The following is a 14868-nucleotide window of genomic DNA, read 5'->3' on the forward strand; positions in this document are numbered from 1 at the left end:
CTTTATTGAAATGTAAAATAAAGTAAATATAACTTTATTTTTACTTTATTTATGAAATCGATCAAAGAAGGTAAAATATATGGGGATCACAGGAAAAGAACTGGCTGAAAAATTAAATATCTCGGCTACCGCCGTTTCAATGGCTTTGAATGGAAAACCAGGCGTTTCTACCGAGATGCGCAAACGCATTATCGCAGAGGCAGAAAAAGCCGGCTATGACTTTAGCCGACTGCAATTAAAGAAAAATCATTCGGGGGATATCTACTGCATCATTTACCGCGCCCACAACGCCATCCTAAATTACACGCCTATCTTTTCCGAACTGACGGAAGGGATCGAAGCAGAGTGCCGCCATAAGGGCTATGGTCTGAAAACTTTGCAGGTCTATGAAAATACGGATGACCTGACACAGGTTGTGGAGGAACTGCGCATTTGCGGTTGTGTCGGCATAATCCTGCTCGGCACCGAACTCTCAGCAGGCATCTGCCGTCGCTTCTCGAAGCATCCCTGCCTATGGTGCTTTTGGACGCCAGTTTCGATGCCATCGACTGTAGCAGCGTCCTTATCAACAACGTGCAGGGGACTTACCTTGCCACCGGCTATCTGATCGACCGTTGCAACGAACAGCCCGGTCACCTTTGCTCCTCCTATTCGATTGCCAATTTTTCCGAACGCAAGACCGGTTTTCAAAAGGCAGTGCGCGAACACGGCATGTCCGTCAGCAAGTCCCTTTCCCATGAATTAGCCCCATCCATCGAGGGTGCCTTTTCGGATATGCTGGAGATCATTGACAGTGGCACACCGCTTGCCAAATGCTATTTTGCGGACAATGATCTGATCGCCATCGGCGCCATCAAGGCTCTCAAACTGCGTGGATACAAGATCCCGGATGATATTGCCATTATCGGATTTGACAATATTTCCGAGGGACGTATTTTAGATCCTTCACTGACGACCATTGATATTCCAAGACGTTTCATGGGTCAGACCGCCGTCGACCAGTTGATCCGCCAGATGGAAGATCCTGCCAGTCATACCGTCAAATTGCAGATCTCCACATCGCTCATTAAGCGTTTTTCGGTGTAGGCCGCTATCGTTTCTGCTTTTTCCTATCAATTTAAACAAATTTCTTATGTAAAATTTATGTAAAGTTTCCAAGGATCAATGGTTCTATTGCCTCTCTTTTTATGCTAAAATAGAGCAAGGTCGAGATGCTCTGGGGAGGGCATCTTCTTACATTTATCAATAGGGGGTATTTTACATGAACAAAACACTCAAAAAGGTTCTTAAGACCATCCTCATCATTCTTTTGGTCTTGGTAGCCGCAGTCATTCTTTTTATCGGGTATCTGACCATCACGGAGTACAAGCCGAAGGATACCGAGTCTCTGGACATTGACGGATCTTCTTCCGAGACACTCGCCGCAGGTGATGACTTTACCATTATGACATGGAATATGGGCTACGCCGGACTTGGCGAAAACGCTGATTTCTTTATGGATGGCGGTGAACACGTCCGCTCCTGCACCGAGTCACAGGTCAATAACAATATCGATGCTGTTGTGGCACAGATCCAGAAGGAGGATGCCGATGTTGTCTTTTTACAGGAGGTCGATCGTGATTCCAAGAGGTCTTACGGCATTGATGAATTAGAAAAGATCACTTCTTCTCTGGATGGTTACAATTCTACCTTTGCCAGAAACTACAAGGTAGCCTACGTTCCTTATCCGCTTCCTACCATTGGCAAGGTCGATTGTGGTATCTCCACTTTATCTGCTTTTAGCGTAGATGATTCCCAGCGTATCTCTCTGCCATGTCCGTTCAAGTACCCGATCCGCCTCGGCAACCTCAAGCGTTGTCTCATGGTCGATCGCGTTGCCATTGAGGGCAGTGACAAAGAACTGGTGCTGGTCAACCTGCACCTGGAGGCCTATGACGATGGCGAAGGCAAGGCTGCACAGACCAAGCAGTTGCGCGAACTCTTACAGGAAGAAGCAGAAAAGGGCAACTATGTCATTGCCGGTGGTGATTTCAACCAGGCATTCTCAAACTATGACAACAGCGCTTATCCGCTTGTCAGCGAAGATATGTGGACACCGGGTGTCATTGATGTCGATGAATTTGGCGACAATCTGACTTTTGTAACCGACAACTCCACACCGTCCTGCCGCTCTCTGGATCGTCCACTTGCCGGCAACGACAGTGATCCAAGCGTATTCCAGTATTACATGATCGATGGATTTATCGTTTCTGATAATCTTACCATCAACACAGTTGAGACAAGAGATCTTGGATTTAAGAACTCTGATCATAATCCAATCGTTATGAACGTAACCGTAACCAAATAAGAAATGACAAAAAGGCGAGAGCACATTTGCTCCCGCCTTTTTACTATGGTAACATTTCATCTTCTATATTAGTTTCAACCTTCAACATGCGATATCCAATCCCTACGTGGGTCTGAATATAAGAATTTGAATCATTTCCCAGTTTTTTTCTCAAAGTTGCCATGAATACTCTAAGAGACGCAACATTACTATCCCATGCACTTCCCCAAATTTTCTGCGTTATATATTTGTGTGTAAGTACTTTCCCTGTATTTTTTGCAAGAATACATAACAATTTATATTCTATCGGCGTAAGCTTTAATTCTTCATCATCTTTGTATGCACATCCTGCCACATAATCAATTTTAAGCTTTCCATTCGTATATATTGAACTTTTGTTTACATTATTGTCTACTTGAAGTAACGCAATTCTGCGTTGCATAACTCTTAGTCTTGCCAACAACTCTTCGACAGAAAATGGTTTTGTAAGATAGTCATCTGCCCCTGCATCTAAAGCCTCTATTTTATCTTCATCTTCACTCCTTGCGCTAATAACAATAATAGGCATATTTGACCATTCCCGAATCTTTTTTATAATTTCAACTCCATCCATATCAGGGAGCCCCAAATCCAAAAAGACAACATCAGGATCATGCGTTGATGCCTGTATAATAGCTTCTTCTCCATTTTGCGCCAGCAAATATTTATAATTATGTGTTTTCAAGGTAGTTGCAATTAAATTTCTAATAGGGGAATCATCTTCAACTACAAGTATCTGAAACTTATTCATTTATTATTACCTCTCCTTTTTTTAAGTAAAAAGTAAATATACAGCCAAATGGAATATTATCTTTTACTTCTATACTTCCACCATGTGCCTCTACTACAGATTTACACAATGCAAGTCCCAGGCCCATGCTTCTCTTACTATCAGCAATTTTATTTTGTCCCGTATAGAACATATCAAATACATGTTCCTTTATTGTATCATCCATTCCTGGTCCATTATCTGATATATTAACATAAACCATGTCATTTTTATTTCCATATGCAATCTTAATAATCGAACCTGCTTGTGTATATTTTATTGCATTATTCACAATATTTATAACAACCTGCATAATCAACTTCGCATCGATATTGGCGATAATCAACTCCTCTGGACGACAAACTTCTATATCATGCTCCACCTTATTTCTATCAATGTGTTTTAGCGCCTCGTCTATGACATCATCCATAATCTCTATTGATTGATTCAATTTCATTTCACCATTTTCAATACGAGTGACAGACAAAAGATTTTCTACAAGTTGTATCAACCATTCCGAATCGTCATATATATCCGAAAATATTTGTTTCCTGGTTTCATTATCTAACATTTCATAATGGTTACACAAGTTACATGCATTACCTGATATAGATGTAAGAGGCGTTCTTAAATCATGTGATATCGTACGCAAAAGATTTGCTCTGAGCTTTTCCTTACGGGCAATCATTGATGCCTCTTCCTTAGCTTTCTCATTATCAAGATTTACGAAAGCCAATGCACATTCACCTAAAATTGATAACAACACGCTATATTCAAAAGAACTCAGCGATTCATGTTCCACTAAAATCCCTAGGATTCCATATACAATGTCATTGTTCCGAACTGCCAGATATAAATGTTTGGCTTCTGAAAATTTTTCTGTTGTAGCACCTGCTCTCTTTTTATTTTTCAACACCCACTGCACCACTTCATCTTCTGAATCATCCATATATATCTCACTATTTCCATATACTTCTTTTGCATAAATATAACCATTGTCTATCCTTCCATTTTTAACTGGATAAATGACGATATCTTTGTCCAATAACAGAATCACCTGATTTGCCATTACTTGTAATACATCATCATACGTTCTACTTTTCTGTAGAAGTTGATTTGTGTCAAATAATACTTTTGTCCGATAAGCAGCGCGAGCAGACTCTCTTGCGCTGTCTTTCAGGCGATATGCCAATGAGCCTGTGAGTAATGCGGCAAGTAACATGATAATAAACGTCACATAATATCCTGGTTCATATGCATGAAAGGTATATCTCGGCTCCGTAAAAATATAATTAAAAAGAAGTACACTACACAACGAACTAATTAAGCTGCAAAAATGACTTTTTGTTAAGACAGCATTAAGCAAAACCCCAAAGATATACACCGTAATAATGTTAGCCTCTGTAAATCCGCTACGACTAAAACACAATCCCAACACTGTCGTAACCAGCAACAGTGTTACGGTAATCAAAATATCCTTTTTGGTTGGTATAATATACTCCGTCAGTCTTATCTTTCGGTTTTCCTTTATGTCCATTTTTGAATCCGGGATAATATAGATGTCTACATTAGGAGCAGTCATAATGAGTTGCTCGGTTAAAGTCTGCTTCTCCCAAAAATAAAATTTTTTTGTGTTGCTTCTACCAATCACAATTTTTGTGACACCAGAGATTCTGGCAAATTCCGCTATCTGAAATGAGATATTTTCCCCAATAACAGTCGTAATTTCCGCTCCTTTATCCTCTGCATATCTTATGTTATTTTGTAATCTCTCCCGATCCACCTCATTGAGTGAATTCTGCCTTACATTTGATACATATAAAGCTGTAAATTCTGCATGAAATGCATTTGCAAGATTTGCCGCTTCATCAATAATCCTTTTGTTAGAAGGTGACGATGACAGACATACCAAGATATGTTGCTGTTTTTCTCTTACTATACTATCATTTTGACTCATTCAGTTTATGCTCCAATTTTTTCTTACATCATACCACTTTTTTCTATTAAGATAATCTCAAAATTTATATGATCCTTTCTAAACTTGTCAATTTCCTTGTCAATCTCCTCAAGTGACATATTTCCAGATAAACGAACGACCAATGGCTTCTTTTTTTCCATTTCTTTTGTCATTCTTCTCTCATTTTCTAATAGAAAACGATCTACAGCCCTCATCACATAATATCCAAAAACAAAAACTGCCGTAATTACCAATACTACTATGATATTTTCCAATCAAATCGCCTCATTTCATATGTGAAAACATTTTTGAATTGCTTTATGTTCGCCAACCACAAGAAGTGTTTGTCCCTCGTTCAAAATATCATCTGGAGATATAGCCAATTTCATACTCCCCTTCTCCTTAATTGCCATAATATTAATCCCATATCTCTGTCTGAGATTGACTTCTCGTATATTCTTTCCAATCCAGGCATCTGGCAGTTCCACTTCGAAAATCGCATAATTATCATCTAGCTTTACATAGTCCAAAATGTAATTTGATGTATACCTTATTGCTGTCCACTTTGCAATTTGTTTCTCTGGATTCACTACTTCATCCGCGCCATTTCGTAAGAGAAATTTTTCCTGAACTTCACGATTTGCCCTTGAAACAACCATCTTTCCACCAAGTTCTTTTAATAGCGATGTTGTTTCAAGAGAACTTTGAAAATCATTTCCAATAGTTTCAATGCATACATCGTAGTTATTAATTCCTAAAGATTCCAAAAAGTTAGCATTCGTACTATCTCCTATCAACGCATTTGTTACATATGGCAAAGCCTCATTTACTCTGCTCTCGTTCTTATCTATAGCCATTACCTGATGTCCCAATTCATGAATTTGTTTCACAATCAACATCCCAAAATTACCAAGGCCTATTACCAATACTGATTTCATTTTTTCTCTCCTTATCCTACTGTAATATTTTCTATTGGATACTTTAATGTACTTGTATCCTTATGTGAAAAAGCTGCATATATAATTGTCAAACCTCCCACACGTCCAAAAAACATAAGCAAAATCAATATGATATGCGAGGTTTGTGAAAGGCTTGTCGTGATTCCAAGAGTAAGCCCTACTGTACCAATAGCTGAAAAACTTTCAAACATACAATCCAATATCGGCAAGCTTTCAACCATACTGATGATAACAGCAGCTGACACTGCAAAAAACTGATACATAAACATAATGGTTGCTGCGCTTTTTACAATGGAATCATCTATTCTTCTTCCATAAAAATTTGCATTCTGCCTTCTCCGAAATACTGCAACAGCATTTGCAAATAAAACAGCAACCGTTGTTGTTTTCATTCCTCCTGCTGTAGAACCCGGAGAACCACCTATTAACATTAGAATCATTGTAAGCGTTTTTCCTGCATCAGACATTTTTGATAAATCTGCTGTATTAAATCCCGCCGTTCTTGGCGTTACAGCCTGAAAGATAGACATACAAACACGTTTTTCCAAAGGATTGTCATAAAATTCTACAAAAAAGAATAAAATCGCGGGTACGAAAATCAATATTATTGTCGTTACCAGAATTACTTTCGTCTGTATTTTATATTCCTTAAGGCGTGTTTTCTTCGTTACAATATCCCTCCATGTAAGGAATCCCAGCCCTCCCAGAATAATCAAAATACATACCACCATATTTAGATATACATTTCCTGAAAATGAGGTTAAAGAACTAAACTTTCCTGTCTTATCTCCCATAAGATCAAATCCTGCATTGCAGAACGCAGATATAGAATGAAAGACAGATAGCCATATTCCTTTTACCCCATATTGCGGCACGAATACTGGAAGTAACAATAATGCGCCAATCCCCTCAATTGCAAATGACGTCAAAAAAAGGAATCGTGTCAGCTTGACAACACCACCAACCTGTGGTGCGGAGAGTGCATTTTGCATGGTCTGACGTTGCATTAAACTGATTTTTCTTCCTGCAATCATAGAAAGAAACGAGGCTACAGAGATAACTCCTAGTCCACCAACTTGTATCAGTATTAAAATCACTGTTTGACCAAAATATGACCAATATGTAGCCGTATCATATACCACTAATCCTGTAACACAAACCGCAGATGTGGCTGTAAATAAAGCGTTTCCAAAGGTAGTAATCTCACCTCTTTGTGACGAAATAGGCAACATCAATAACATTGCTCCTAACAAAATCACCCCAACAAATCCTAATGTTATAATTTGAAAAGATGTTAACTTTTCTTTTATTCTTACAAGGTCTGACACCTATACTTCCTCCGTTCTTTCTTTTTCTACAAATATTTTACGTCATAAAAAATAAGGTGCCATAAATTGTTTTTTTCTGATATAAAGATTGTATAAAGATGAAAAAAGCCATCCGGTTTAACCCAGATGACTCTTTTTACATCTTAATATATCCACTGTGTGCGCCCCGGCGCCAAGCAGCTCCGGACGTTCACATGTTGACAAGTGATACTCGATAAATTTCGCAAACATCTCTTCCGACATAGCATTTAATTCCCTGCGCATATAGTCTGCAGGTCCATCCGCAGAGATTGTCTGCACATGTTCCAGTCCTGCTGCATGACGCAATGCCTCCATATCCTCCAGACGCACATAATCGTACAGGTCTTTTTCCGTGGAATGACAATGGAAGTTATCGTCCAATCGTCCGTCTTCGATACACGCAATTGCATTCCCTTCTTTAAAACCATAGGTAAGCACACCATATTCGTTCATCAGATATGCCACCAAAATATAACCATCTGGCTTTGTCACACGTTTTGCTTCCATCAACGCCTGCAGCTTGTCCTCAAAGGAATACAGATGATACATAGGTCCAAACAAAAGCGTCAGATCAAAGGTATCCTCGGCAAAGCGTTTTAGCTTTCTTGCATCGCCCTGATAAGCCTGCAGCAAAAATTCCTTGCCAGCCTCCTGACATTCTTTTTTCGCCACGTTCGCATTCTGCTTTAAACGTCCTAGATTATATTTCACATACTCCACAGCCGTCACATCATAGCCCTCTTTTGCCAGTTCCACCGCATAGCGTCCGGTTCCGGCACCAATATCCAGAATCTGTAATGTTGTATCCTTTGCGTTTTCGCCTTGCAGAATCTCCAGATACTTATGGATATATTTCATGGAAGTAATATACTCCACCTGCCCGTGCCTGCGCATCAGGCGCTTATCCTCATTAAATTTATTATAGTGAGCCGTCAACTCATCCATACTCAGTTCATCTCCAATAGTTTATCTGTCAGTTTGCGCAGTGGCACAAGAGGATCCCATTTCTTCTTAAAGAGCAGGATCCATAGGAAGATCGTTGCAAAAATGCCAATAAGTGTGACGATCATGCCCTCTTTAAAATATGCGTAAACGTAATGGATCCGTGTTGTTCCAGCCTTAACCGTGATCAGTTCATTCTTTACACCGAATTTCCTGTCAGACACAAAATTGTCCTGGTATGCTACATTGGTGCATACATCCTGGTCCGTCTTGATCGTCATGCCATTTGCATCATAAGTGATCGTCAGCGGAACGATCTCATAAGAAACATTAGTATCTGCCTCTTTCATGGCAAACATCTTTTCCACCAGGGTCCGCAGGTCTGCCTGTGGGTCCTCTGCCAGCATATAAGGCAGGCTCATGCCCACGACATGAATATTCTTGTCGTAGGTCGCAAAATATCCCAGTTCCAAGCCATCTGTCACAAAATTTTCCATCGTCACGTCATCATTGCTGCTCGTCAGATATTGGGAAACCCACTTATATGGCAGATCAAATGTATAAGTATCATCCCCATACCGCCACTCGGAAACCTTTGTCAAAGTGATATCCTGAACCTCAATACCAAAGAGATTTCCTATACCATAACGATTCTTCGGAATACTTCTGGCATCAATATACACCTCTGTCCCGGCATCTGCCAAAGATGTCAACAATTCCTCGAACTTTTGTTGATCACTATAGGTAAATCCGGACAGATAGATCTTTTTGTACTGTTTGAGATCATCCAGAGAATAGTCATCCAGATCCTCACTTGCACCAGCCACAAAGGACGGATACATGTAGGAAACATACAAGGCAGACGATCCGATCGCCAGATTGTCAGCCGATATATTCACACCGAACTGTCCGTCTACCCCCTCCAGATCAAAGAGGATCACATCTGCATTTTCGTCCACAAAGGTATAGCCATATCTCTTTGCCGCCGCTACAATGTCCTCTGTCGAAAATCCCTTTGGCAGGATAGATTTTTTCAAAAGCGCACTGTCACAGCCCAATTCCAGCAATTCCTGGAAAGTATAATCATAATATCCATAGCGCGCTGCCTCCGTCATATGCACGATCCGAACATTGGTCGTCGCGCCCTGAATATCCCAGCCCTGCACATAATCCACATTCTTTTCCAGTACAAAATAGGAAACATAGGATTTCAGCGTACTTTCATCCACAAGACCCATACGGTTTGAAGTCAGGTCTGCCGCCTCGTCCAAGAGGTTTTCCCCGGATACCGGCTCCTCGATCTGGGTAAAATAGAAATAGGACGGCGCCGTATCTAAAAGCACCGCAACCAGTGTCAGCCAGATCAGCCCCTTCTTCTTAAATTCCAGAAAGCCCCACTCATAGCAGATCAAAACATAGCACATCTGCACATAACGCAGCATCCACCATGCCTGCGGCAAAGGCATATGACTCACCAATGGCAAAAATGCATCTGCCGATAAGACAAAGAAGATCAGACCGATAATCGCGCCCGCCTTTCGCTTACCAAAGATGATAATGACAATGGCGATCGCAAACATCGCCAGCCCAAAGGTACAGGATGTCTCGCCCTGCTGTCTGGTTGTCACACTTAAAGACAAGAGCAGGTTCTGGCTCCAATCCGACATACGGTTTGCCGTCGAAGAAGAGGATCCCGTCACAACGTCACCCAAAAGCGCTGGCAGGAGAACGATCCCGGAAGTCAGGATTCCCAGTACAAAAGCTAAAGGTCCTAAATACCATGTTCCTTTTTTTGCTCCGGCAAAAATACTATACAGTGAAAAAATAATGGCACACATAGCAGTCAACATGATATGAGTCGCAACAAACAAAAATACCATGATCACTGTCGGAATCAAAGATTTTTTCTTTTCGATCAGATTCGTATAAAAATAAAAGAAAAGCGGCAGCATACCCGACATAAAGGCACGGGCAAGATTTCCCTCACCAAACATCAGACGCACGTTATCCGGCAAAAAGAAATAACAAATGCCGATCACGATAAAGAAAAACCGTTGCTCACGATTGGCGATCAGACAAAATCCGATATAACCAACCGCAAAAATGGTCACAAAGAGCAGATAGTAAGATAAGAGCAGACTACCTGTCAGCAGATAGCCGATCGCCATCACATAATAAGCAAAGATCGGCCAATAGCGGAACATCTGAAATCCATTGTACCAGTCCTCTGTATAGAGGGGAAAAAGCACACCTTTTTTGATGTTTTCTCCTAAGAATTCCACCTTATACAAGTGTCCATAGACATCTTCTCCTGCCGGCTGATAACCTCTCAGATACAAGAACAAAAAGATCCCGAGAGAAACCAGTATGCCGACCAAAATTTCAATGGCAATATATTTTTTATTGTGGTTCTGTTCTTTGTTTTTTTGTTTCATAAGCCTCTAAACTCGTTCTAATTGCTTTTTTCCGTGCTTTCTTACACCGATCAATAACAGTATCGCTGCCACAAGTGCTCCCGCAGACAAGAGCATACCCTGCGTAAAATATGGATAATACAGGATGATCGTCGTCGTACCTTTGTTGACATAAACCTGATGCCCATTGATGTCATAATCATCAGATGCAAGCATATTATCCGTGTCGGCAAGTGTCGTGTTGACATTGTCATATTGGGATGTGATCGTCACTTCCTTATTCTGCACATCTACGGTCAGCGGCACGATCTTATGATCCGGCTCCTTGGTCACATAAGAACCGATCAGATCGTCTATGATCTTTTTGCTGCCATCCTCATCCAGTGTCCGGTAATAATGATATGCCAGACTGATACCGATAAAAGTAATATTTTCATTCTTGGCTGTTCCGGCAAACGCCATCTGTACGCCGTTTTCATACAAATAACCCTTGACGTTGGTCAGACCGTTCATACAGACGGTCTTCCACTCTGTCTCGTCTTTCGGGAAGAGTTCGCACAGAACTTCCTGATCGTTGTAATAAAGGATAGGATAACCATTTTCAAACTTGACACTCTGACAATCCACACCTAAAAATTCCTGGATACCCGTGTAGGTATCGGTTGGAATACTGCTGGCATCGACCACGACTTTAACCCCTGCCTTTGCCAGTTTCATGACCAGATTTTCCGCGCTGGTCTGATCGTCATAGGTAAAACCGGACAGATAGACCAGTTTATAGTCCTTTAAATCAGCAAAAGAATACTCGTTTAAATTATTTGATTTCCCTTGGATCATATCCGCATAGGAATAGGTCAAAAGTTTCCCCGACGTGCCGATACTGATAGCATCATACCGGCTGACAACACCAAAGGTTTCCGGTGTGTCCTGATGGAAAAGATAATATTTGCCCTTGCTGGCAACCAGATCATAGCCACAACTTTTCGCCGCCGCGATCACATCCTCCAAATCTTTTGCGAGATACTTGGTCGCATCCGTATAGATCAACACCGTATCATTTCCAAGTAAAAGGAGCCGGTCAAATAAATAGGTGTAGTGTCTGGCTCCAACCGCTTCGTTCACATCCATGATATTCTCGGATGTTGCCGCATACTGCCAGCCATTGCCTCCGCTCTGTGCCACTATGCCCTGTCCGTCATCCGCTACCGTTGCCACATAGGCTGCACTTGCGCCATAAATATCACCATCCAGGAAATACATGCGCTGCTTTGTGATCTGTCGTGCCTGATCCAGCAAAGTCGTCTTTTCAAAAACATCCAACTGGTCTGTCGCATCATAGTATGCCTGCCCCTGATTTACCTTGATCGATGGATAGGCATCTATGACAAGCACCGCCACACAGGCAAGATAAAAGATCTTTTTCAAAGATTTCCAATAAACAAAACTAAGCAGGATCATACACAGGGCTATGGAGATATACTCTGTCATCCAGAAATATCGTTTGCCCGGCATATTGGATAAAACAATATAGGCACTGCTGGTCGTTCCCAGAAAGAGGATAATGCCTGCCACATAGCCAACACGTGACTTTTTGGAACCTGCAAGCACGCCAAAGACTGTCAGTAAAAAGGCAGCCAGCCCAAAATAATAATGCTGGTCATTTCCCTGCAAACGATAGACCGGATTTAAAGACTGCAAGGCGCTCTGGAAGTAATTTTTCATGACTGTGACATTGTAGGTATCCGATCCGTCCCCCTGCAAGGATGGATAAAGCCATACGCCCAGAAGCAGGATGCCAAGCACCATGGCTGCAACTGCAGGTAGGATACCCGGCTTCTTTTTATACATAAAATGTACCAAAATGCCAAACAGCAGGACCGTGATCGCCACAAAAATACTGTAGCGCACACTGCATGCCACGATCAAAAACTGGCTGACGATCATACCAACTAAAGTTCTGCTCTTTTTGACCTCCGTAAAAAACCACTCATAGGTAAAGCCGATCAATACCGGCAAAAAGATCATGGCACATGCTTCTGCCAAATTTCCCAATAAAAAGAGGGTATGCATATTATTGGGCATAAAGAACCAAAGCGTGCCGACCAGAAATCCGGTCTTCAGGCGTCCGATCTTCTTTCCGATAAAGATCCAGCCGACCGCGCCTGCAAAATAGAGCAATCCCACAAAAAGGAGATAGCCTGTATTGGCATCGCCGCCCACAAGAGCCTGACACGCTGCTATAAGATAGATCGGCAGAGGCTCCACATAACGGAGTAACTGCTCCCCATTAAACCAATAAGGATCATAGAGAGGAAACCCGTTTCCCTCACCTATGCCTTTGAGAAGCATCTTTGCACGATAGATATATTGTAATGTATTTGTTCCTGCGGGATAGTTTCCACCGCGATAAAGCATATATACAAGGCCAACTGCGATCAGGACATAAAGCACCAGCATAACAGCGATCGTGCATATCGTCTTACCTCTTTTTTCATGGTCAGTCTTCCTTTTTCTGCGCGATCCGGTCAACGACTGCATCAATTTCCGCATCCATGCTTTCCTTGCGTCTGTTTCTGATCGTTTCCTTGAAATCCTCGTCTTCCGCGAAACTGATGATGTAACTTCTGGTCGGCGTTTCGCTGCTCTCCATCTTGATCAGTTTGGCATCGCCAGCCTCTACAATATCGCGGATATCCAGGATAAACTTTTCGGACATGTTTTCCAGGGTTGGAATCACAGTGTCAAAAGGTTCAAAATTGTTCATGATTCCGTTTTGATACTTGGCAAAATACTCGCTGATAGATTTCTCGTAAGTATTAAATTCCACGAACTCATCATTTTTGATCATGATGTCAATGGTAAATTCCCAAGTGTGGGGATGTGTCTCGCCCTCCACACCGTTGATGATGATATAATGATTCGCATTGAGATAAAATTTAAAACGATAGGTACGGTTCAACTGTAATGCCATGAATTACCACTCCTTTTCTTCCGCTTCCGCGCATGCCTCTGTAATGGTCTTTTTGCTTTCCTTAATATCTTCCATGTGGCGGATCTGATCGACCGCTCCCACATTATGGATCACGCGCCACGCCATTTCATAGGTATAGTGACACATGAGGAGAATGATCCCTGTGTCATCTTTCTTAAATCGCAGGATCTCATCATCTAATTTGGTCATAGAATCTGCCAAAAACTGTTTGGTGTCCGCCTCCGTTGCAAAACGCAGCACCGCAAGCACTGCCTGATCCACATTTTTCTCATCCAATTTGCGGGCAAATGCAGGAAGCACTGCCTCCTGATAAAGATTTAATCTCGTATCGTAGGCATCCCTCTCCTTTGCTTCGCGCTCCAAGCGCTCGATGTGCTGGTTCTGGATCTCCAGACGGCTATGCAAAAGATTGTTATCAAGTTCCCGCTTCTTTACCGTCATTTCTGCTCCCATGGCTACCAAAAGCATGAGTACCATAATGATGATGACATAAATATACATACTGATACGTGTTGACAAAAATTCGTTGTTATCTAAGATAACGGTCTCATCGGTCAAAAGACACAGGGTATATTGTGTGTCATTGTAGGAAAAGATCACACCGGATGCCACATAACGGGATCCGTCCATCTTGATCAGTTCATGGGTCACATGGTTCAAGCGCAGGGATTTTACAAATTCATCTGCCGAACTTGTGTCATAAAACTTATCCAGTGAAGTCCCCTGATATTTGTCTGTCTCTGTAACATTTTTGACAAAAAGGATATTCTCCTCTTTTGACAGGGTCCAGTAATGTGTATTTCCACTATCCAGAGTCTCTATAATATCAGAAATGATGCTTTCCTCGGTTCCATTTTCCTGTAAATTAATCTGATCCAGCACCAACTGCACATAGTTATCCTGCTGGGTCGCATAAACATTCATAATTGTAGTCGTATAGCGCTTCATCAGATAATGTCCCATCGCCGACATGGCTGCCACCACGACCAGGGTAAGGATCAGTATATTCCGGAATTTTCTTTCCAGTTTCCTGATATCTGTCTTTTTATTCTGCCATTCTGCTGTCTGTCGCAGTTCTTTCTTTTTCAAAATCCTGCCTCCGTTTATCATCATATCTTACG

Annotated in this window: 13 protein-coding genes; 3 read left to right on the forward strand and 10 right to left on the reverse strand. The window is 41.6% G+C overall.

Features of this window, described 5'->3' with window-relative positions; all coding sequences use genetic code 11:
• Positions 1-79: 79 nt before the first annotated feature.
• The 3 genes from DW996_RS13400 to DW996_RS09000 all read left to right on the forward strand — a co-directional run bounded on the left by DW996_RS13400 (position 80) and on the right by DW996_RS09000 (position 2347).
• Complete coding sequence (locus tag DW996_RS13400; RefSeq protein WP_243098733.1) at positions 80-607, forward strand: LacI family DNA-binding transcriptional regulator; 528 nt, start codon at positions 80-82, stop codon at positions 605-607.
• Positions 514-1086 carry a substrate-binding domain-containing protein gene (locus DW996_RS13405; RefSeq protein WP_243098734.1) on the forward strand — a complete coding sequence of 191 codons (573 nt, stop codon included), beginning with the start codon at positions 514-516 and terminating at the stop codon, positions 1084-1086. The genes DW996_RS13400 and DW996_RS13405 overlap by 94 nt, the downstream gene beginning before the upstream one ends.
• Positions 1087-1261: 175 nt before the next feature.
• Complete coding sequence (locus tag DW996_RS09000) at positions 1262-2347, forward strand: endonuclease/exonuclease/phosphatase family protein (protein WP_118535483.1); 1086 nt, start codon at positions 1262-1264, stop codon at positions 2345-2347.
• A gap of 43 nt (positions 2348-2390) precedes the next feature.
• Here the strand turns inward: DW996_RS09000 and DW996_RS09005 are convergent, their stop codons facing one another.
• From DW996_RS09005 to DW996_RS09050, 10 genes are all read right to left on the reverse strand, one after another.
• Positions 2391-3116, reverse strand: a complete 726-nt coding sequence (locus tag DW996_RS09005) for a response regulator transcription factor (RefSeq protein ID WP_118281420.1) — start codon at positions 3114-3116, stop codon at positions 2391-2393.
• Positions 3109-5091 (reverse strand): DUF4118 domain-containing protein, encoded by a 1983-nt coding sequence (locus DW996_RS09010; RefSeq protein ID WP_118535484.1) that lies wholly within the window; start codon positions 5089-5091, stop codon positions 3109-3111. The genes DW996_RS09005 and DW996_RS09010 overlap by 8 nt, the downstream gene beginning before the upstream one ends.
• A 23-nt stretch (positions 5092-5114) precedes the next feature.
• The gene (locus DW996_RS09015; protein ID WP_118535485.1) at positions 5115-5366 is read right to left on the reverse strand and encodes a hypothetical protein; all 252 of its coding nucleotides are present in this window, start codon (positions 5364-5366) and stop codon (positions 5115-5117) included.
• A 15-nt stretch (positions 5367-5381) separates the two neighbouring features.
• The gene (locus DW996_RS09020; protein ID WP_118535486.1) at positions 5382-6029 is read right to left on the reverse strand and encodes a potassium channel family protein; all 648 of its coding nucleotides are present in this window, start codon (positions 6027-6029) and stop codon (positions 5382-5384) included.
• Between the two features lie 11 nt (positions 6030-6040).
• On the reverse strand, positions 6041-7378 hold the full coding sequence (locus DW996_RS09025; RefSeq protein WP_118535487.1) for a TrkH family potassium uptake protein: 1338 nt from the start codon (positions 7376-7378) through the stop codon (positions 6041-6043).
• A 117-nt stretch (positions 7379-7495) separates the two neighbouring features.
• On the reverse strand, positions 7496-8344 hold the full coding sequence (locus DW996_RS09030; RefSeq protein WP_118535488.1) for a class I SAM-dependent methyltransferase: 849 nt from the start codon (positions 8342-8344) through the stop codon (positions 7496-7498).
• A gap of 2 nt (positions 8345-8346) precedes the next feature.
• Positions 8347-10776: a 6-pyruvoyl-tetrahydropterin synthase-related protein gene (locus tag DW996_RS09035; protein ID WP_118535489.1), complete on the reverse strand. Its 2430-nt coding sequence runs from the start codon at positions 10774-10776 to the stop codon at positions 8347-8349.
• 6 nt (positions 10777-10782) lie between these two features.
• On the reverse strand, positions 10783-13305 hold the full coding sequence (locus DW996_RS09040) for a 6-pyruvoyl-tetrahydropterin synthase-related protein (protein ID WP_118535490.1): 2523 nt from the start codon (positions 13303-13305) through the stop codon (positions 10783-10785).
• Positions 13253-13726, reverse strand: a complete 474-nt coding sequence (locus tag DW996_RS09045) for a 6-carboxytetrahydropterin synthase (RefSeq protein ID WP_118535491.1) — start codon at positions 13724-13726, stop codon at positions 13253-13255. Before DW996_RS09045 ends, DW996_RS09040 begins: the two co-directional genes overlap by 53 nt.
• 3 nt (positions 13727-13729) lie before the next feature.
• Complete coding sequence (locus DW996_RS09050) at positions 13730-14836, reverse strand: hypothetical protein (protein ID WP_118535492.1); 1107 nt, start codon at positions 14834-14836, stop codon at positions 13730-13732.
• Between the last annotated feature and the right edge of the window lie 32 nt (positions 14837-14868).

Source organism: Roseburia sp. AM51-8 (assembly GCF_003478275.1).
GTDB lineage: Bacteria > Bacillota > Clostridia > Lachnospirales > Lachnospiraceae > Pararoseburia > Pararoseburia lenta.

What these genes read in the sequence shown, in the direction of transcription:
- DW996_RS13400 (WP_243098733.1), top strand. Translation starts at nt 80, where the DNA reads ATGGGGATCACAGGAAAAGAACTGGCTGAAAAATTAAATATCTCGGCT.
- DW996_RS13405 (WP_243098734.1), top strand. Translation starts at nt 514, where the DNA reads ATGGTGCTTTTGGACGCCAGTTTCGATGCCATCGACTGTAGCAGCGTC.
- DW996_RS09000 (WP_118535483.1), top strand. Translation starts at nt 1,262, where the DNA reads ATGAACAAAACACTCAAAAAGGTTCTTAAGACCATCCTCATCATTCTT.
- DW996_RS09005 (WP_118281420.1), bottom strand. Translation starts at nt 3,116, where the DNA reads ATGAATAAGTTTCAGATACTTGTAGTTGAAGATGATTCCCCTATTAGA.
- DW996_RS09010 (WP_118535484.1), bottom strand. Translation starts at nt 5,091, where the DNA reads ATGAGTCAAAATGATAGTATAGTAAGAGAAAAACAGCAACATATCTTG.
- DW996_RS09020 (WP_118535486.1), bottom strand. Translation starts at nt 6,029, where the DNA reads ATGAAATCAGTATTGGTAATAGGCCTTGGTAATTTTGGGATGTTGATT.
- DW996_RS09030 (WP_118535488.1), bottom strand. Translation starts at nt 8,344, where the DNA reads ATGGATGAGTTGACGGCTCACTATAATAAATTTAATGAGGATAAGCGC.
- DW996_RS09035 (WP_118535489.1), bottom strand. Translation starts at nt 10,776, where the DNA reads ATGAAACAAAAAAACAAAGAACAGAACCACAATAAAAAATATATTGCC.
- DW996_RS09040 (WP_118535490.1), bottom strand. Translation starts at nt 13,305, where the DNA reads ATGCGGAAATTGATGCAGTCGTTGACCGGATCGCGCAGAAAAAGGAAG.
- DW996_RS09045 (WP_118535491.1), bottom strand. Translation starts at nt 13,726, where the DNA reads ATGGCATTACAGTTGAACCGTACCTATCGTTTTAAATTTTATCTCAAT.